Source organism: Massilia sp. BSC265 (genome assembly GCF_000740675.1).
In the GTDB taxonomy this organism is placed as follows: domain Bacteria; phylum Pseudomonadota; class Gammaproteobacteria; order Burkholderiales; family Burkholderiaceae_D; genus Telluria.
On sequence record NZ_JPXI01000042.1, the window covers coordinates 262,251 to 278,602 of the forward strand.

The following is a 16,352-nucleotide window of genomic DNA, read 5'->3' on the forward strand; positions in this document are numbered from 1 at the left end:
GCCGCAATCATGAGCCACGACCTGTTGTCGAAGCTGGACATCCGCTACCCCATCATCCAGGCCCCGATGGCGGGCATCTCCACCCCGGCGCTGGCCGCGGCCGTCTCGGAAGCGGGCGGACTCGGCTCGATCGCCGTTGGCCACATGACGGCGGAAGGGGCCAGGACCGCGATCGCCGCAGTACGGGAGAGGACCGCGCGGCCCTTCCACGTCAACGTATTCACCCATGCGCCTGCGCGGGCAGACCCGGCACGCGAGGCGACTTGGCTCGCGTGGCTGCGTCCGCATTTTGAGCGCTTCGGCGCCCAGCCTCCTGCCGCCTTGAGCGAGATCTACCGCAGCTTCCTGGAGGATGACGCGATGTGCGAGATGCTACTGGAAGAGCGCCCCGCCGTGGTCAGCTTCCATTTCGGCCTGCCGCAGCAAGAGAAGATCGACGTCCTGAAGGCCGCCGGCATCGTCCTGTTTACCACGGCGACCTCGCTGGACGAAGCCCGCCAGATCGAGGAAGCGGGGATCGACGTGATCGTCGCCCAGGGCATCGAGGCGGGCGGGCACCGCGGCATGTTCGATCCTTCCGTGCCCGATCCGGCCTTGCCCACCTTCGAGCTGCTGGAACAGTTGCGCGACAAGGTCTCGCTCCCGCTGGTCGCGGCCGGCGGCATCATGGATGGGAAGCACATCCGCACCGCCTTCTACCACGGCGCCAGCGCGGTCCAGATGGGCAGCGCCTTCATCGCCTGCCCCGAGTCTTCGGCCCCGCCGCACCATCGTGCATTGATCGCCCAGGGCGGCGGGCTGCAGACTGCGCTCACGGCCGCCATTTCCGGCCGCCCGGCGCGCGGCATCGTCAACCGCTTGTTCACCGAGGTCGGAGCAGAGGGTCATCCGCCGCTGCCGGACTATCCGATCACCTACGACGCCGCCAAGGCCCTGCATGCGGCCGCATCCGGCAAGAACAGTCAGGACTACTCCGTCAACTGGGGTGGTACCAACTTTGCCCAGGCGCGTGCCATGCCGGCAGGCGAACTCATTGCCACATTGGCAGCGGAGATCAACGAGGCTGTCTAAGGCTCACGCGCGAGGGGCCGGCAGCGCTCCTCGACCAACGCATGCAGCAGCTTCACCGCCGGCGAGAACTGCCTGCGGTGCGGGCATACCAGGTGCAGCGGCGTGGGCTCGCCCGGCACCTCCGGCAGCAGCACTTCCAGCCGCCCCTGCGCCACGTCGCCGCTAACGTCGAGCCAGGATTTGTAGGCGATGCCTTCGCCGGCCAGCGCCCAGCGCCGCACCACCTCGGCATCGTCGCTCACCAGCCGCCCCGACACCTGCACCAGCCGCGCGCCCTCTGGCACCGGGAAGGACCAGCGGTCGTAGGTGCGGCCGCGCAGCCGGTACTGCAGGCAGTTGTGATCGGCCAGCTCGTCGAGCGAGCCCGGGCGTCCATGCCGTGCGATATAGCCGGGCGAGGCCACCAGTACGCGGCGGTTGCCGGGTGCGACCGGCAGGGCGACATAGCTGGCGTCGTCGATCTGGCCGTAGCGCAGGGCGACGTCGACCGGGTCGCGGAACACGTCCGCCACCTGGTCCGATACCAGCAGCTGGATGTCGAGCCCGGGATGGTCGCGCCGGAATTCCGAGATCCATGGCAGCAGCAGGTTGCGCCCGAAGTCGGAAGGCGCCGCGATCTGCAAGGTGCCGGTCAGGCAGTTGGCATCGCCGCGGATGCCGTCGTAGCCCTCGCGCAGGGCCTGCAGCGCGTCCTGCGCGAAGGGCAGGTAGCGCTTGCCCTCCTCGGTCAGGCGCAGGCTGCGCGTCGAGCGCGCGAACAGGCGGATGTCGAGCTCGCGCTCGAGCCGCCCGATCGCCGCGCTGGCCTGCCCGGGCAGCAGGTCGACTTCGCGCGCGGCCTTCGAAAAGCTGCCCAGGGCGGCGCTTCGCACGAACAGTGCCAGGTCATCCAGCCTGATCATTTTCTCTCCAGCTGTGAAAGTGAAATCGCTCCAGCCGGCTTTATCCCCGCCGGGCTGCTACATAGAATCGTCGTCAGGTCCAAAACTTACCGGAGATTCAACATGAAAGCAGTAGTGTATACCCAGCATGGCCTGCCCATCAGCGATCCTCATTCCCTGCAGGAGATCGAGCTGCCGATGCCATTGGCCGGCCCGCATGACCTGCTGGTGGAAGTACGCGCTGTTTCGGTCAATCCGGTCGATACCAAGATCCGCCTGGGCGCCCCGGTGACCGAACCGCGCGTGCTGGGCTGGGACGCAAGCGGCATCGTGCGCGGCGTCGGCAGCGCCGTGACCCTGTTCAAGGAAGGCGACGAAGTGTTCTATGCCGGCTCGCTCGTGCGTCCAGGCTCGAACAGCCAGTTCCAGGCCGTGGACGAGCGCATCGTCGGCCGCAAGCCGGCCACGCTCGATTTCGCCCAGTCTGCTGCCCTGCCCCTGACCGCGATCACGGCCTGGGAGCTGCTGTTCGACCGCCTCCGCCTAGCCGAGGGTGGCGGCGCCGATAAGTCGCTGCTGGTCATCGGCGCCGCCGGCGGAGTCGGCTCGATCCTGGTGCAGCTGGCACGCAAGCTCACCGGGCTCACCGTGATCGGCACCGCCTCGCGCGAGGAAACCCGCAACTGGGTACGCGAGCTCGGCGCCCACCACGTCATCGACCACGCGCAGCCATTGCGAGCGCAGCTCGAAGCGCTGGGCTTCCCGGCCGTCGACATCGTCATCAGCCTGACGCACACCGACAAGCACTATCCCGCCATCGTCGACGTGCTGGCGCCGCAGGGCCAGTTCGCGCTGATCGACGACCCGGCCACCCTGGATGCCGTGCCGCTCAAGCGCAAGTCGATCTCGCTGCACTGGGAGCTGATGTTCACGCGCTCGATGTTCGAGACACCCGACATGATCAAGCAGCACAAGCTCCTGAACCTCGTCGCGCAGATGGTGGACGAGGGCAGCCTGCGCACCACCCTGGGCGAGCATTACGGCAGCATCTCGGCGGAGAACCTGCGCCGCGCGCATGCCTTGATCGAGAGCGGACGCGCGGTCGGCAAGATCGTGCTCGAAAATTTTTAAGTCAAGGAAGGAACAGAACAGATGGATATTCTCGCAACCGCCCGCAAGCGCCATACCGCCAAGGCCTACGACAGCGAACGCCGCGTCCCCGAAGAACTGATGCAGCAGGTCTACAGCCTGCTGCGCCACAGCCCCTCGTCGGTGAACTCGCAGCCCTGGCACTTCATCGTCGCCAACACCCCTGAAGGCAAGGCGCGCGTGGCCAGGGCGGCGCAGGGCGGCTACGGCTACAACGCGGCGAAGATCCTGGATGCTTCGCACGTGATCGTGTTCTGCTCGCGCATCGACATGGACGACGCCCACCTCGAGCGCCTGCTGGCGCAGGAAGCGCGCGACGGCCGCTTCCGCGACGATGCCGCCCGTGCGGGCCAGGACGCGGGCCGGCGCGGCTACGTGCGCACCCACCGCTACACCACGCGCGACATGCCGCAGTGGCTGGAAAAGCAGGTCTACCTGGCGCTGGGCACCGCCCTGTTGGGCGCGGCCTCGCTCGGCATCGACGCGACCCCGATGGAAGGTTTCGACCAGAAGATCCTGGACGAGGAATTCGGCCTGCACGAGCAGGGCCTGGCCAGCGTGGTACTGGCCAGCTTCGGCTACAGCTCGGAAGCCGACTTCAATGCCGGCCTGCCGAAGTCACGCCTGCCGGAAGAGCTGACCTTCACTTTCGTGTAATTGCTCCTTGCCGGTCCTTGCCCCGCGCCGGCGGGGCGTAATGGTGGTCGTCGGCGCGCGTGGGCGGCACCGGGCAGTGCTGCATCTCCAGCACCATACGCCTGTAGATGTCCAGCGGCGGCAAATTGAGTTGCGCACGGCGCGCTTCGACCTGCTCGCGGCTGTCGAAAGGCGCGAACGCGAGGGCGCAGCGATCCTCGCCGGCCGACACCAACTGTGTTCCGTAGCGCTGCAGACGTTTTTCCGCCACCGCGATGCGGTCGTCGAGGTAGGCGAAGGCGCGGTCCAGGGTGTCGCCGCTTTCCGAGGCAGCCTGTTCGATAAGCGCCAGCATCCGCTTCTGGAAGGCAGGCTCGCGCTCCGCCTGCTGGACCAGCAGCCAGGCGTCGCCGACGGCTGCTTCCCCATGCATGGCCTTCGACGGCCAGCCGCAACGGCGCACCTGGTCCTTCAGGCGTTCGGTATTCACGCGTTCAACCAGCTGGATGTGCTGCATGAGCTTCTGCTGCGCACGGCTTTCAGGGTCGAGGTAGTCGATGCGCTTGCGCAGCGCCTGGTCGGCGCTCTTCATGACGGCGAGGTCGTCGGCATAGCGGCTGCAGGCCTCGTCAGCCACGACAGGAAGCGGCAAGGCCAGGAAGGCGGCAAGCAGCGAGGGAAGGCAGGGTAAACGCATCTTGTCTCCGGAAGTCGTCGAACCAGTGTAGCGACAGGTCCGGCACCGGTCCATGCTAGGCGCATGGCAGCATCTTTTCCATGTAAACCGATTCCAGCTGCAGCCCAGGTTGAGGATGGCGTAGCCCGCTACCCGCCCGTCTTCCTCTTCCACCAGTGCACCGGCCGCCGCCAGCAGGGGCAGCAGCTTGGGAGGCGGCGGTCGGCCCGGCGCTGCGTCGGCATGTTTGTGTGGATGCAGGGTCTCGATCCGGCCCAGCTTACCCCCAGCCGTGCGCTCGTCCATGCTATCGCGCAGCATAATGCGCACAGTCCGATCCGAGGAGGTGCGCATGCTTCGACGACGCTTTCTGGCAGTGTCCGCCCTCCTGGCCGGCGGTCGCCTGGCTGCAGCCGACCGCGACCTGTGGCAACGCCTGCACGAGGGCGGCTACGTGTTGCTGATCCGCCATGCCCCCACCCACCCCGGCGTCGGCGACCCGCCCGGCTTCCGGCTCGCCGTGTGCAGTACCCAGCGCAACCTGTCCGAGCAGGGCAGGATCGGGGCGCGCGCGATCGGCACCGCCTTCCGCAATCGTGGCATCCCGCTCGGGCCGGTGCTGTCGAGCCGCTGGTGCCGCTGCCTCGATACCGCCCGCCTGGCCTTCGGCCGCGTGGAAGAAGCGCCGATGCTCGATTCGATGTTCAGGGACACCGAGGCAGCATCCCGCGCCAAGGTGCGCGAAGTGCTGGCCACGGTCGCTGCGTACAAGGCTGGCGGTGACAAGCCCAACCTGGTACTGGTCACGCACGACGTCAACATCCGCGCGCTGGTGAATGAGTACGTGGAGCAGGGCGAGATCGTGGTGACGCGGCCGGGACCGGACCGGCTGGAAGTCGTGGGACGGCTGCGTGCACAGGATTTGAGCGTACAATGACTTGCCTTTTCCTTAACAGGAGACCGACCATGAAACGCCTGCTTTTGCCGGCAGCACTGCTGGCAGCACTGGTAGCCACGAGCGCTTCCGCCCACCACGGCTGGAGCGAATACGACGCCGACAAGCCGCTGACCCTGTCCGGCACCATCGAGGAGTCGGGCTACATGCAGCCGCACGGCTTCGTGCGCCTCAAGACCGCCGACAAGACCTGGCTGGTAGTGCTGGCGCCGCCGGGACGCATGGAAAACCGCGGCCTGCCGAAGGAAAACCTGGCGGTCGGCGGCCAAGCCACGGTCCATGGTTATCCACACCGCAGCAATGGGAACGAACTGCGCGCCGAACGCATCACCATCAAGGACAAGACCACGGAGCTGCGCTGATGCCGCTGCAGGACGCGGCAAGAATCGCCGCGTCTCAGTTGACCGCATCTCCGCTGGCGCAGGCGCTGCGCGAAGGCGCCTGGCTGTATCCGTCCGTCGAGACGCTCCACATCATCGGTTTCGCCGTGCTGGTGGGGGCGGTGGCGATGTTCGACCTGCGTGTGCTCGGCTTCGGCCGGCAGCTGCCGGTAAAAGCGCTGGCGCGCCACCTGCTACCCTGGTCGGCCGGCAGCATGCTGCTGGTCGTTCCCACCGGCCTGCTGCTGTTCGTGACCGATCCGCTGGCGCTGCTGGCCAACCGCGTGTTCCTGCTCAAGCTCGGCCTGATCCTTCTTGCCGGCCTGAACGCGCTTGCCTTCCATGCCGGCCCCTACCGCCAGGCCGATGCGTGGCCGGAGCGCGCGCCGCCGCGCGCCATGCTGCATGCCCTGCTCTCCCTCGGCCTGTGGTTCGGCGTGATCGCCTGCGGACGGCTGCTGGCCTATTTCTAGCAGTTGCACTATGCTGGACGGATCATGTGCGTCAACTACCATACTCCCACCCGTGAACAGTTCGGCACGCTCGGCGCCTTCAGCGAGCTGCCGGCCGACTGGCGCTGGCCCGACGAAGTCTGGAAGGACTACAGCGCGCCGATCGTGCGCCGCGGCAGGGACGGCAGCCCGTCGGCCTGCCTGGCCAGCTATGGCATGGTGCCGCGCCGTCATATTCCGCCCGGCGTCAAGCCCTTCGACACCATGAATGCCCGCGCCGAATCGCTGGGCGAGCGCCGTTCCTTCGCCCCGGCCTGGCGCCGCCTGCAGCTGTGCGCGGTGCCGATGACCTGGTTCTACGAGCCCTGCTACGAAAGCGGCCGCGCGGTGCGCCACGCGATCGGCATGCACGACGACAGCCCCTTCTTTGTCGCCGGCCTGTGGCGCGAGTGGACCGAGGCCGACGGCCGGGTCGAAGCTTCGTTCACGCAGATCACGATCAATGCCGACGACCACCCGCTGATGTCGCGCATGCACAAGCCGGACGACGAGAAGCGCTCGCTGGTCGTGCTCAAGCCGGAGGAGCTCGACGACTGGCTGGCCTGCCGCGACCTGGAGACGGCGCGCACTTTTCTCCGCCACTATCCGGCGGCGCACATGAAAACCTGGGCGGCGCCGCAGACGGTGAAGAAAACGCCCGAGCCGTCGCCGAACCTGTCGCTGTTTTAGCAGGATGGCCGGCTCTGCCGACCATGGTGCGATCGTGCTACAGTTCTCAGCATCATGCTGAAACCACTCGCCACCTTCGTCCTTGCCGCCTCCTTCGCGAGTGCAGCGCAAGCAGCCGTCCCGGTCTACGGCTTTGTTGTCAAGAACACCTACCCGCACGACCCCAAGGCCTTTACCCAGGGCCTGTTCTTCCGCGACGGCCACCTGTACGAAACCACGGGCCGCAACGGTACGTCCTCGCTGCGCAAGGTGGACATCAAGAGCGGCAAGGTGCTGCAGAAGGCCGACATGCCGGCGGAGGTCTTCGGCGAAGGCTCGACCCCGGTCGGCAACGACATCGTCGCCCTCACCTGGACCTCGCAGGTCGGCTACGTGTTCGACATGAAGACCTTCAAGCTGAAGCAGACCTTCAAGTACGCGGGCGAAGGCTGGGGCCTGGCCAGCGATGCGAAGCAGGTGTACATGAGCGACGGCAGCTCCTTCATCCGCATCCTGGAGCCGAAGACCATGAAGGAAGTGCGCCGCATCCAGGTGACCCACCAGGGCAAGCCGATCGCCCAGCTGAACGAGCTCGAGATGGTCGAGGGCGAGCTGTTCTCGAACGTCTGGGGCACCGACTTCATCCTGCGCATCGATCCGGACAGCGGCATCGTGAAAGGCGTGATCAACCTCGAAGGCCTGCTGCCGCCGGCGCAGCGCGGCACCCTCGATCCGGATGCGGTCCTGAACGGCATCGCCTGGGACGGCAAGGGCAAGCGCCTGTTCGTGACCGGCAAGCTGTGGCCCAAGCTGTACGAGATCGAACTGGTGCCCCGGAAGCGCTGATCAGCCCTGGGCGCCGCATCTTATCTGGTGACGTCGATGACCACCTTGCCGAAGTGCGAGCCCGATTCCATGTAGCGGTAGGCTTCCTGGGCCTGCCCGAAGGGAAACACGCGGTCGATCACCGGCTTCAGGCCGGTGACTTCGGCAAAGCGCATCACGTCTTCCAGCATGGCGCGGCTGCCGACGAAAATGCCGACCATGCGCTTGGCAGTCGCCAGCAGCGAAGCCGGGTTCACTTCGCCGCCGAAGCCGCTGACGCCGCCGATGATGGCAATGGTCCCGCCCATCGCCGCCGCCGACACCGAGCGGTTCACGGTTCCCTTGCCGCCCACTTCCAGCACCACGTTCGCGCCCCGGCCGTGGGTCATGGCCAGCACCTCTTCGTGCCATTCGGGGATCGCCTGGTAATTGATCGTGTGGTGGGCGCCGAGGTCGCGGGCACGCTGCAGCTTCTCGTCGCTCGACGAGGTGATGATGGTGCGCAGACCGGCCGCTTTCGCCAGCTGCATGCCCAGCACCGAGACGCCGCCGGTGCCGAGCAGCAGCACGGTGTCGCCAGGCTTGAGCTGGTTACTGGAGACGAACATCGCATTCCAGGCGGTGACGCCTGCGCAGGGCATGGTGGACGCCTCGACGAAGCTGAGGGAGGCCGGGATCTTCGCCAGCGCGTCCTCGTGCAGCACCACTTCTTCTGCCAGCATGCCGTCGATGTCGCCGCCCAGCGCATGGCGGATTTTCTCCGGTGTGCTCAATCCGTCGTGCCAGTAGGGGAAGAAGGACCCCGCGACGCGGTCGCCGACCTGCACCCGGGTGACGCCGGGGCCGACCGCCAGCACTTCACCGGCGCCGTCCGAGCAGGGGATGATGGGGTCGTCCACGGTGACCAGGTAGTTGCCGCTGGCGACCATCAGGTCGCGGTAGTTCAGCGATACCGCGTGCACGCGGATGCGCACCTCGCCGTGGCCGAGTTGGCGGTCGGGGTAGTCGACGCATTGCAGTCCGTCGATGTTCGCGCCGGGAAGGATCTGGTATGCCTTCATGGGGTTCTCCTCAAGTTAAAAGTTCACATCGGCTTGGCCACCATCAGCCAGAAGATCAGCACGAAGGCGATAAAGGCCGGCACGCCGAGCGCGACCCAGATACGGAAATAGCGCCAGTACTGCGGCGTGAGTTCGGTGCCGGTACGCGCCGCCTCCTGGGCGATGTCGCGCATGCGCATCTGCAGCCACACGACCGGCAGCCAGCAGGCGCCAGCCAGCACGTACAGTAGAATCGACCACATGATCCACTTGCTGTGCAGCGGGTAGCCCGCCAGGTGGATCATGTAGAAGCCGGTCAGTGGCTGCGCGATGGCGGTGGTGGCCGTGAACAACCAGTCGGCGATCACCACGTACTTGGCCACCACGGCAATCGCGCGCACGTCGCGGCTGACGTTCGCGAACAGCATGTACCAGGCCGAGCCGATGCCGGTGCCGAACAGGAAGGTCGACGACAGGATGTGCAGCCACTTGATGACGACGTATTCCATTTTTTATTTGTCCTCCAGTTCGTAGAGCAGCCAGATGGCGGCCAGCATGGGCAGGTTCTTGGTGAGCGGGCCGTAAGGGTGCAGCAGGAATTCCGGCAGCTTGATGGCGATGATGACGGTATAGAAGCCGATCAGGCCGAGCTGCGCCAGCCACAGCCAGCGCCGCCGCGCCAGCAACAGGATGCCCAGGCCGAGCAGCAGGTCGAAAGTGGCGGCGCCATACAGCATCAGGGGCTGCAGTTCCGTCGGAATGCCGGTGCGCCCCAGGAGCTCGTAGCTGGCCTCGACCGGATACAGGCCGTAGGAGACGATGGCGGTGACGATCCACACCGCCACGATGGAGAGGCGCAGGACCGGCAGCAGCCAGCCCAGCTTGGCCTGGGTGCGCTCGGCGCCGGGGTCGCGAATGAAGTCCTGCACGGGGCGCGGCGGATGGCCGATCAGCTGGGTCGTCATCCAGACGTCGCCCGCGTTGCCGCGGTCGAGCATGCGCAGCGCATCCTCGTCGAGCAGTCCACCCGGCAGCACGCGCCCGAACTTCGCCATCAGGCGCGCCAGCGCGCCGGGCAGCGGCAGGACCGGCTGGCGCCCCATTCCCATGCCCGTGCGCAGGGCCTGCAGGTAGTCCGTGAAAGGCATTGCCTGGGGCCCGACCAGCGGCACGCGCAGGGCGGTCCCGGAACCTGGCGGCAGCGGCAGGCGGTGCTTGAGCAGCCCGGCGATGGCCGCCACCAGGTCGTCGATGTGGATCGGCTGCACCAGCTGCGGCGCGCTGCCGAAGCGTACCGTCAGCGGCATGCTGGCCAGGGTGCGGAACACTTTTGCACTGGCGCCCTCGCGGCCGTACACCAGCGAAGGCTGGACGATGTAGGCACGGATCGGCAGCGAGGCCAGGTAGTCGTCCGCCGCCTTCTTGGACAGGTGGTAGCGGGTGTCGGCATCGCGGTCCGCGCCCAGGGCCGACAGCTGGATCACCATCTGCACCTCGTGCGATTCGGCGCAGGCGGCGAACAGCGCGCGCGGCGCTTCGGTATGCAGGCGTTCGAAGGTCTGGCTGCCGGATTCGCGGAAGATGCCGACCGTGTTGATGACCACGTCGATGCCGGTAAGGCGCGCCAGCCAGGCGGATTTATCGGTATCGTTGGCGAAGTCCGCATGGATGTAGGCGAGGCGCGGTTCCGTACTGGTTTTGGGCCGGCGCACCGCGCAGACGACGTGGTGGCCTTCGGCCAGCAATGCCTGCAGCAGGTGTTGTCCGATGAAACCGCTGGCTCCCGTCAGCAAGATCCGCATCCATGCTTCCTTTCTCGCAAGTATGTAAGTTCAACCCAATCAACCAAGAGGACCCTATGCAAACGCAAGCCTGGAACTCGGCATTACAACGCGGCCTCGTCTCCGGCGCCGCCTCCAGCATCCTGTCGACGGTGGCACTGGCGGCGCTCGGCAAGAAGGAAGTCGGCAGTGCCTACGCCCCCACCAATGCGGTCAGCCACTGGATCTACGGCGACAAGGCGGCGCGCCACAGCGGGCCGTCCATGCGCTATACCGTGCCGGGCTACCTGATCCACCACGCCAGCGCCACTTTCTGGTCGATCCTGTTCGAGCGCTTTGCCGGCAAGTATCTTGATCGCAAGACTCCGGTCGGCTACCTGACCGCAGCGGCGGCTACCTCGGCCTTCGCCTGCTTCGCCGACTACAACCTGACGCCCAAGCGCTTCCATCCCGGCTACGAAAAGCACCTGTCCAAGCCGTCGCTGGCCATCGTGTATGCCGGCTTCGCGCTGGGACTGGCTGCGGGCGCGGCGCTAATCCGTCGCAGGTAGTCTAGAGCAGGCAGAAAAAACGTGCCGCCCTATGTCCTAACGTTAATTGCGCACGGGGTCATCGGCTTCCTCGACGTCGTCATCAACCACGAGTGGCTGTCGAAGCTGCCCTCGCGGCGCGAGTGCGTTGCCGAGGAACGCCTGCACAGCGCACGCGAATTCCTGTTCGCCGCGCTGTTCGCCTCGCTTGCCTGGGCCGAGTGGCATGGCGCCTTCGTGTGGTGGATCGTCGCGCTGTTCGCCGGCGAACTGCTGGTGTCGGCGCGCGACGTGGTGCTGGAAGGCGATGTGCGCCAGCTGCCGGCCAGCGAACGCTTCCTGCACCTGTTCCTGTTCATGAATCTCGGGATCATGTACACCCTGACCGGGCAGGCGCTGCTGGTCTGGCACGCCCTGCCTACCGGGCTGGCGCCGGTGGATCACGGCTGGGCCAGCTGGGTGTTGACGGCGATGGCGCTGGGGGCGCTGGGGTGGGCGCTGCGGGACGGGTTGGCCGCCCTGCGCTTGGGGCGCAAGGCGGCTGCCGTTTAAGAGATCAGTCGGCGGCTCAGTGCGCCGATTTCTTGCCGCGCATGCGCTGCACGACCGTCACCACCGCCAGCACGATGGCGCCGACCACGACGCCGGCCAGCGCATCGACCACCGTCGGCGTGATCGCCGCCAGCACGCCGCCGATGCCCGGCACGCCGGCCGTCACGTGCGCTGCTGCTTCCGCGAAGTGGTGCAGGGGCTCCCAGGCGTGGGCGATGATGCCGCCGCCGACCATGAACATGGCCGCGGTGCCGACCACCGACAGGACTTTCATCAGGCGCGGCGCAGTTGCCAGCAACAGCTTGCCGGTGCCGCGCGCCAGGCCGCCGGCTTTCTGGCTGAGGGACAGGCCGGCGTCGTCCATCTTGACGATGGCGGCCACCAGGCCGTACACCCCGACCGTCATTGCCAGCGCGATCGTCACCAGCACGGCGACCTGCGTGCCGAAGGGGGCGTTTTCGACGGTGCCCAGTGCGATCACGATGATCTCTGCCGAAAGGATGAAGTCGGTACGAATGGCGCCCTTGATCTTCTCCTGCTCGAGCGCCTGCATGTCGATCGCCGGATTGACCAGCGCTTCGGTCAATGCAGCCTTGTGCTCGGCGTCCTCCTTGCCGTGCAGGAATTTGTGCGCCAGCTTCTCGGCGCCTTCGAAGCAGAGGAAGGCGCCGCCGATCACTAGCAGCGGGGTGATCAGCCAGGGAACGAAGGCCGAGATCGCCAACGCCGCCGGTACCAGGATCGCCTTGTTCTTGAACGAACCTTTCGCCACCGACCAAACGACAGGCAGCTCGCGGTCGGCCTTCACCCCGGTAACCTGTTGCGCGTTCAGCGCCAGGTCGTCACCCAGTACGCCGGCAGTCTTCTTCGCCGCTACTTTGCTCATCACGGCCACATCGTCGAGAACACTTGCAATATCGTCCAGTAATAACAGCAGGCTGCCGGCCATCGTTGCTCCAATCATGTCAAGTTCGCATCATCTTACCTGAGCGGCAATTCGCAGTCACACGGTTCAGCGCGGCTTTATGCATTTCAGTCGCGTAAATCTGCATCTCGTCGCTTTTGCCGGGTAACCGGAAAGTCGTGTACGTATAGTGCAATCTGTTGGCTGCGGTACTGCAGCCTCGCCACCGAAGGAGATGCCATGAATACCGAATCGACCCTGCAAGCAGCACCGGCTGCGGCGCCTGTACGCCGTGCCCGCCCGCCGAAGCGCAAGACCCGCATCACGATTTACCTCGACGACGAAGTCCTGAACGAATTCCGCAACCTGTCGGAACGCTGCGGTACCGGCTACCAGACCCTGATCAACGCCGCGCTGCGCCACCGCCTGGCGGCGCCGGGCGTCGAAAACAGCCTGGCCTGACGCCCTGCTCCGGTTCGCCTCCGGACGGGATTACATAGAGCAATTCTTTTGTGCTAATCTTCCCGCTCTTTTAACCCCGGAGGGACTTATGAAAAAAGGCGAACTGATCGCGGAATTCGCGAAGCGCACCGAGATGTCCGGCGCGTCTGCCAACACTGCCGTCAATACGATCATCGAGATCATCACCGAGCGCCTCAAGAAGGGTGATACGGTCGGTATCACCGGCTTCGGCACCTTCTCGGTTACCAAGCGCGCAGCGCGCAAGGGCCGCAACCCGGCAACCGGCGATGTCATCAAGATCGCAGCATCGAAGACCCCGCGCTTCGCTGCCGGTGCGACGCTGAAAGCAGCCGTCAACCCAAAGAAGAAGTAAGCAGTACCCTGGCCTTGCGCCGCGCTCCGGTCGACCCGGACGCGCGCGCTGGCCCGTTTTGCATTACCCTCCTCCCTCTTCCCTTATTCCCCGCAGCAGCATGCTCTTCACCACCTGGATCGCCTTCGTCATCGCCGGTTCGCTGATCGCCATTTCGCCCGGTTCCGGCGCGGTGCTGTCGATGTCGCACGGTCTCGCCTACGGCCTGAAGAAAGCCAGCGCCACCGTGCTCGGCCTGCAGTTCGGCCTGATCCTGGTGCTGGTCATCGCCGGCGCCGGCGTGGGATCGCTGCTGCTGGCGTCTTCGCTTGCCTTCACGATCGTGAAGATCGTGGGCGCGCTGTACCTGATCTACCTTGGCATCGCGCAGTGGCGCGCACCGGCCGCAGCGGCGCCCGAGACCGGCGCGCTGAATACCGCCGGCCTGCCCGCCCACCCGAGCTTCGGCAAGCGCGTGATGACCGGCTTCCTCACCAACGCCACCAACCCCAAGGGCATCATCTTCATGGTCGCGGTGCTGCCGCAGTTCATCAACAAGGAAGCGCCCCTGCTGCCCCAGCTGGCCATCCTGGGCGTGACCATGGTGACCATCGACTCGATCGTCATGCACGGCTATGCCGCGATGGCATCCATGATGCAGCGCTTCTTCCGCGACGTCCGCGCCGTGAAGCTCCAGAACCGCATCTTCGGTGCGGTGCTCATGGTGATGGGCACTCTGCTGTTCCTGGTCGAACCGGGCCGCCGCGCCTGAGCACAGCGGCAAGTGCCGCTGCATGCATATCTGTCACTCATCAGTTGCAACTTTCTGTAAGTTGCGTAGTCCTCGCGAGCGCTCGTGCGTTGTAATGAGGTAGCCGTCGTCCAAACTAGCGGAGCCCCATAACAATGAACAAGCGATTCGCCAAGACCGCCGTGATGCTTGCGCTCACGGCTTTATCCACTGGAGTTCTCGCCCAGGACACGCTCGAGACCGAGCCGCCGGGCCGTGTCGGTCGCGTGTCGCTTGCCCAGGGCAAGGTCAGCATCAGCGGCGACGTGGGCGAGTCCGCGACGGAAGCCCTGGTCAACTGGCCGGTCACCACGCGCAACCTGATCACCACCGAACCGAACGGGCGCACCGAAGTGCGCATCGGCTCGACCGCGGTCCGCATCGACGGCGACAGCTCGCTCGAAGTGACCGAGCTGGACGACGACAGTGTGCGCCTGCGCCTGCACTACGGCAGCGCCAGCATCCGCATCCTGAGCGAGGACGTGCTGCCCGAATTCGAGCTCAGCACCCCGCAGGGCCGCGTGCGCATGCTCAAGCCCGGCCGCCTGCGCGTGGACGCCGAGCGCGTGCGCGACACCAGCGTGGTCAGCGTGTTCGACGGCGAAGCCCAGGTCATTGGTGCCGGCGCCAGCCTGACCATCCGCGCCGGCCGCAGCGCCGAGCTGCGCGACGACGACGTGCGCACGCTGCAGGCGCGCCGCGACGCCTTCGACGACTGGGCCCTGGCGCGCGACCGGGAGATCGACGGATCGCGTTCGGCACAATATGTCACCACCGAGATGACCGGCTACGAGGAGCTGGACCGCCACGGCACCTGGCAGGACGACCTCGAGTACGGCCCGCTGTGGATCCCGGCGGTGACTTCCAGCTGGGTGCCCTACCGCGACGGCCGCTGGACCTGGATCGCCCCCTGGGGCTGGACCTGGGTCGACAACGCGCCCTGGGGCTATGCGCCCTTCCACTACGGCCGCTGGGTGCACGTCAAGAACCGCTGGGCCTGGGCCCCGGGGCACAAGCACCACCATGGCCGCCGCCCGGTCTGGTCGCCGGCGCTGGTCGGCTGGGTCGGCGGCAGCGGCTGGAGCGCGAGCTTCAACCTGCACGGCGCGCGCCCGGCCACCGGCTGGTACCCGCTCGGCCCGCGCGACCACTACGTTCCCCATTACCGCCTGTCGGACGAGCGCCTGCGCCGCCTGAACAGCTGGAGCTGGCGTGACCGCAAGGACGGCGACCGCCGCGACCGCAACCATGACGGGATCCCTGATTACCGCCAGCGCGGCCTGACCGTCGTTCCGCATGCGAACTTCGGCCAGCGCGGCCCGATCGTGGTACCGAACGTGCCGCGCGCCACCGTACCGGGGGCCCTGCCGACCACCCCGGGCGCCGCACCGCCGCCGCCCCTGGGATGGCGCGACCGGGCAGCACGCCGCGACAGCGACCGCGACGGCATCCGTGACCGTTTCGACCGGGACCGCGACGGTGACGGCATTCCGAACCGGGTCGACAGCGACCCGGGCGGCATCCGCCACCGCGCCGACCTCGACGGTGACGGCATCCGCAACCGTTTTGACCGGGACCGCGACGGCGACGGTATCCCGAACCGGGTCGACCGCGACGGCTGGGGCCGGGACCGCTCCGAGCGCGGCCAGCGTCCGCCGGTGCTGACGACCAACCCGGCGCCCCGTCCGCCGGTGGCCGCGACGCCGGGCCAGCTGCCGTTCCAGCCCGGTGCGATCACGACGTCGCCGCCGCCGGCGCCGGCTGTGGTGCAGGAACCCGTACGTCCGCAATGGGGACGTGGACGCGACCATGATCGTGCCGAGCGTGCCGAGCGTTGGGATCGCGGCGACCGGGGTGAACGCTTCGAAGGCCGCCGCGAGCGTCCGCAGCCGATGATGGCGATGCCGCAGCCGGCCGTACCAAGCATGCCTGCGCCGCAGGCGGTCGCACCGTCACCTCCACCGGTACGCATGGCGCCGCCGCCACCTGCGCCGATGGCGGCTCCACCCGCGGCGCAACCGGCACATCGCAGGTTCGAACGCCGGCCTGAAATCCTGGACAACAACCGGCCCAGCGAAAGCGAGCGCTGACGCGGCGGGGCCGTCCATTCCGCCGAATGCGCGGCCCGTCACGCGAAACTGCAGTTCGTCACATACCGCTCGCGGCATGGACGGCAAGGGAATACAGTGGCATCACTCGCTCGCAGGC

General features: G+C 66.8%; 20 protein-coding genes. 14 read left to right on the top strand and 6 right to left on the bottom strand.

All coding sequences use genetic code 11. The features are described from left to right. Positions 1 to 9 precede the first annotated feature (9 nt). Entirely contained in the window at positions 10 to 1,071 is a 1,062-nt protein-coding gene (locus MA09_RS22230; RefSeq protein WP_036253215.1) for a nitronate monooxygenase family protein, read from the top strand. Here the strand turns inward: MA09_RS22230 and MA09_RS22235 are convergent. After that, positions 1,068 to 1,973, bottom strand: coding sequence for a LysR family transcriptional regulator (locus MA09_RS22235; protein ID WP_036253217.1), 906 nt, complete (start codon positions 1,971 to 1,973; stop codon positions 1,068 to 1,070). The two genes, MA09_RS22230 and MA09_RS22235, sit on opposite strands and share 4 nt — an antisense overlap. Positions 1,974 to 2,075: 102 nt before the next feature. Between MA09_RS22235 and MA09_RS22240 the strand changes: the two genes are divergently transcribed. Further along, entirely contained in the window at positions 2,076 to 3,083 is a 1,008-nt protein-coding gene (locus tag MA09_RS22240) for a zinc-binding alcohol dehydrogenase family protein (RefSeq protein WP_036253219.1), read from the top strand. A gap of 21 nt (positions 3,084 to 3,104) precedes the next feature. Next, on the top strand, positions 3,105 to 3,758 hold the full coding sequence (locus MA09_RS22245) for an oxygen-insensitive NAD(P)H-dependent nitroreductase NfsB (RefSeq protein ID WP_036253221.1): 654 nt from the start codon (positions 3,105 to 3,107) through the stop codon (positions 3,756 to 3,758). On the opposite strand, the gene MA09_RS23870 is transcribed toward MA09_RS22245, so the two are convergent. Beyond that, the gene (locus tag MA09_RS23870) at positions 3,745 to 4,434 is read right to left on the bottom strand and encodes a DUF6624 domain-containing protein (protein WP_051933703.1); all 690 of its coding nucleotides are present in this window, start codon (positions 4,432 to 4,434) and stop codon (positions 3,745 to 3,747) included. The genes MA09_RS22245 and MA09_RS23870 overlap by 14 nt on opposite strands. Before the next feature lie 331 nt (positions 4,435 to 4,765). Between MA09_RS23870 and MA09_RS22255 the strand changes: the two genes are divergently transcribed. Genes MA09_RS22255 through MA09_RS22275 form a run of 5 tightly spaced genes read left to right on the top strand, consistent with a single transcriptional unit; the run spans position 4,766 to position 7,754 of the window. After that, on the top strand, positions 4,766 to 5,350 hold the full coding sequence (locus tag MA09_RS22255) for a histidine phosphatase family protein (RefSeq protein WP_036253223.1): 585 nt from the start codon (positions 4,766 to 4,768) through the stop codon (positions 5,348 to 5,350). A 29-nt stretch (positions 5,351 to 5,379) separates the two neighbouring features. Next, the gene (locus tag MA09_RS22260; protein WP_036253225.1) at positions 5,380 to 5,730 is read left to right on the top strand and encodes a DUF6152 family protein; all 351 of its coding nucleotides are present in this window, start codon (positions 5,380 to 5,382) and stop codon (positions 5,728 to 5,730) included. After that, on the top strand, positions 5,730 to 6,221 hold the full coding sequence (locus MA09_RS22265) for a DUF6644 family protein (RefSeq protein WP_051933704.1): 492 nt from the start codon (positions 5,730 to 5,732) through the stop codon (positions 6,219 to 6,221). The genes MA09_RS22260 and MA09_RS22265 overlap by 1 nt, the downstream gene beginning before the upstream one ends. A gap of 24 nt (positions 6,222 to 6,245) precedes the next feature. Then, positions 6,246 to 6,929: an SOS response-associated peptidase gene (locus MA09_RS22270; protein WP_036253227.1), complete on the top strand. Its 684-nt coding sequence runs from the start codon at positions 6,246 to 6,248 to the stop codon at positions 6,927 to 6,929. Positions 6,930 to 6,983: 54 nt separating this feature from the next. Next, the gene (locus MA09_RS22275; protein ID WP_036253229.1) at positions 6,984 to 7,754 is read left to right on the top strand and encodes a glutaminyl-peptide cyclotransferase; all 771 of its coding nucleotides are present in this window, start codon (positions 6,984 to 6,986) and stop codon (positions 7,752 to 7,754) included. 20 nt (positions 7,755 to 7,774) lie between these two features. Here MA09_RS22275 and MA09_RS22280 read toward each other — a convergent pair whose 3' ends face one another. From MA09_RS22280 to MA09_RS22290, 3 genes are read right to left on the bottom strand one after another with little or no spacing between them, the layout of a single operon-like run. Beyond that, positions 7,775 to 8,794: an NAD(P)-dependent alcohol dehydrogenase gene (locus tag MA09_RS22280; protein ID WP_036253231.1), complete on the bottom strand. Its 1,020-nt coding sequence runs from the start codon at positions 8,792 to 8,794 to the stop codon at positions 7,775 to 7,777. A 23-nt stretch (positions 8,795 to 8,817) separates the two neighbouring features. Next, positions 8,818 to 9,282 (bottom strand): DUF2269 domain-containing protein, encoded by a 465-nt coding sequence (locus tag MA09_RS22285; RefSeq protein ID WP_036253233.1) that lies wholly within the window; start codon positions 9,280 to 9,282, stop codon positions 8,818 to 8,820. Between the two features lie 3 nt (positions 9,283 to 9,285). Next, on the bottom strand, positions 9,286 to 10,575 hold the full coding sequence (locus MA09_RS22290; RefSeq protein ID WP_036253235.1) for an SDR family oxidoreductase: 1,290 nt from the start codon (positions 10,573 to 10,575) through the stop codon (positions 9,286 to 9,288). Between the two features lie 56 nt (positions 10,576 to 10,631). Here MA09_RS22290 and MA09_RS22295 point away from each other — a divergent pair, with 56 nt between their 5' ends. Continuing rightward, positions 10,632 to 11,105 carry a hypothetical protein gene (locus MA09_RS22295; protein WP_036253237.1) on the top strand — a complete coding sequence of 158 codons (474 nt, stop codon included), beginning with the start codon at positions 10,632 to 10,634 and terminating at the stop codon, positions 11,103 to 11,105. A 21-nt stretch (positions 11,106 to 11,126) separates the two neighbouring features. Then, positions 11,127 to 11,636 (top strand): hypothetical protein, encoded by a 510-nt coding sequence (locus MA09_RS22300; RefSeq protein ID WP_036253239.1) that lies wholly within the window; start codon positions 11,127 to 11,129, stop codon positions 11,634 to 11,636. Between the two features lie 16 nt (positions 11,637 to 11,652). Here the strand turns inward: MA09_RS22300 and MA09_RS22305 are convergent, their stop codons facing one another. Then, on the bottom strand, positions 11,653 to 12,585 hold the full coding sequence (locus tag MA09_RS22305) for a DUF808 domain-containing protein (protein ID WP_036253241.1): 933 nt from the start codon (positions 12,583 to 12,585) through the stop codon (positions 11,653 to 11,655). Positions 12,586 to 12,780: 195 nt separating this feature from the next. On the opposite strand from MA09_RS22305, the gene MA09_RS22310 reads away from it, so the two are divergent. The 4 genes from MA09_RS22310 (at position 12,781) to MA09_RS24935 (ending at position 16,234) form a co-directional block, all read left to right on the top strand. Beyond that, positions 12,781 to 13,002 carry a BrnA antitoxin family protein gene (locus MA09_RS22310; RefSeq protein WP_036253243.1) on the top strand — a complete coding sequence of 74 codons (222 nt, stop codon included), beginning with the start codon at positions 12,781 to 12,783 and terminating at the stop codon, positions 13,000 to 13,002. 88 nt (positions 13,003 to 13,090) lie between these two features. Next, positions 13,091 to 13,375 (top strand): HU family DNA-binding protein, encoded by a 285-nt coding sequence (locus MA09_RS22315; protein WP_036253244.1) that lies wholly within the window; start codon positions 13,091 to 13,093, stop codon positions 13,373 to 13,375. 100 nt (positions 13,376 to 13,475) lie between these two features. Then, positions 13,476 to 14,126, top strand: coding sequence for a LysE family transporter (locus MA09_RS22320; protein ID WP_036253246.1), 651 nt, complete (start codon positions 13,476 to 13,478; stop codon positions 14,124 to 14,126). Positions 14,127 to 14,260: 134 nt separating this feature from the next. After that, the gene (locus tag MA09_RS24935) at positions 14,261 to 16,234 is read left to right on the top strand and encodes a DUF6600 domain-containing protein (RefSeq protein WP_051933705.1); all 1,974 of its coding nucleotides are present in this window, start codon (positions 14,261 to 14,263) and stop codon (positions 16,232 to 16,234) included. Positions 16,235 to 16,352: the final 118 nt, after the last annotated feature.

What these genes read in the sequence shown, in the direction of transcription:
- MA09_RS22240 (WP_036253219.1), top strand. Translation starts at nt 2,076, where the DNA reads ATGAAAGCAGTAGTGTATACCCAGCATGGCCTGCCCATCAGCGATCCT.
- MA09_RS22255 (WP_036253223.1), top strand. Translation starts at nt 4,766, where the DNA reads ATGCTTCGACGACGCTTTCTGGCAGTGTCCGCCCTCCTGGCCGGCGGT.
- MA09_RS22310 (WP_036253243.1), top strand. Translation starts at nt 12,781, where the DNA reads ATGAATACCGAATCGACCCTGCAAGCAGCACCGGCTGCGGCGCCTGTA.
- MA09_RS22290 (WP_036253235.1), bottom strand. Translation starts at nt 10,575, where the DNA reads ATGCGGATCTTGCTGACGGGAGCCAGCGGTTTCATCGGACAACACCTG.
- MA09_RS22275 (WP_036253229.1), top strand. Translation starts at nt 6,984, where the DNA reads ATGCTGAAACCACTCGCCACCTTCGTCCTTGCCGCCTCCTTCGCGAGT.
- MA09_RS22280 (WP_036253231.1), bottom strand. Translation starts at nt 8,794, where the DNA reads ATGAAGGCATACCAGATCCTTCCCGGCGCGAACATCGACGGACTGCAA.
- MA09_RS22245 (WP_036253221.1), top strand. Translation starts at nt 3,105, where the DNA reads ATGGATATTCTCGCAACCGCCCGCAAGCGCCATACCGCCAAGGCCTAC.
- MA09_RS22305 (WP_036253241.1), bottom strand. Translation starts at nt 12,585, where the DNA reads ATGGCCGGCAGCCTGCTGTTATTACTGGACGATATTGCAAGTGTTCTC.
- MA09_RS23870 (WP_051933703.1), bottom strand. Translation starts at nt 4,434, where the DNA reads ATGCGTTTACCCTGCCTTCCCTCGCTGCTTGCCGCCTTCCTGGCCTTG.
- MA09_RS22270 (WP_036253227.1), top strand. Translation starts at nt 6,246, where the DNA reads ATGTGCGTCAACTACCATACTCCCACCCGTGAACAGTTCGGCACGCTC.
- MA09_RS22265 (WP_051933704.1), top strand. Translation starts at nt 5,730, where the DNA reads ATGCCGCTGCAGGACGCGGCAAGAATCGCCGCGTCTCAGTTGACCGCA.
- MA09_RS22315 (WP_036253244.1), top strand. Translation starts at nt 13,091, where the DNA reads ATGAAAAAAGGCGAACTGATCGCGGAATTCGCGAAGCGCACCGAGATG.
- MA09_RS22260 (WP_036253225.1), top strand. Translation starts at nt 5,380, where the DNA reads ATGAAACGCCTGCTTTTGCCGGCAGCACTGCTGGCAGCACTGGTAGCC.
- MA09_RS22230 (WP_036253215.1), top strand. Translation starts at nt 10, where the DNA reads ATGAGCCACGACCTGTTGTCGAAGCTGGACATCCGCTACCCCATCATC.
- MA09_RS22320 (WP_036253246.1), top strand. Translation starts at nt 13,476, where the DNA reads ATGCTCTTCACCACCTGGATCGCCTTCGTCATCGCCGGTTCGCTGATC.
- MA09_RS22235 (WP_036253217.1), bottom strand. Translation starts at nt 1,973, where the DNA reads ATGATCAGGCTGGATGACCTGGCACTGTTCGTGCGAAGCGCCGCCCTG.
- MA09_RS24935 (WP_051933705.1), top strand. Translation starts at nt 14,261, where the DNA reads ATGAACAAGCGATTCGCCAAGACCGCCGTGATGCTTGCGCTCACGGCT.
- MA09_RS22285 (WP_036253233.1), bottom strand. Translation starts at nt 9,282, where the DNA reads ATGGAATACGTCGTCATCAAGTGGCTGCACATCCTGTCGTCGACCTTC.
- MA09_RS22295 (WP_036253237.1), top strand. Translation starts at nt 10,632, where the DNA reads ATGCAAACGCAAGCCTGGAACTCGGCATTACAACGCGGCCTCGTCTCC.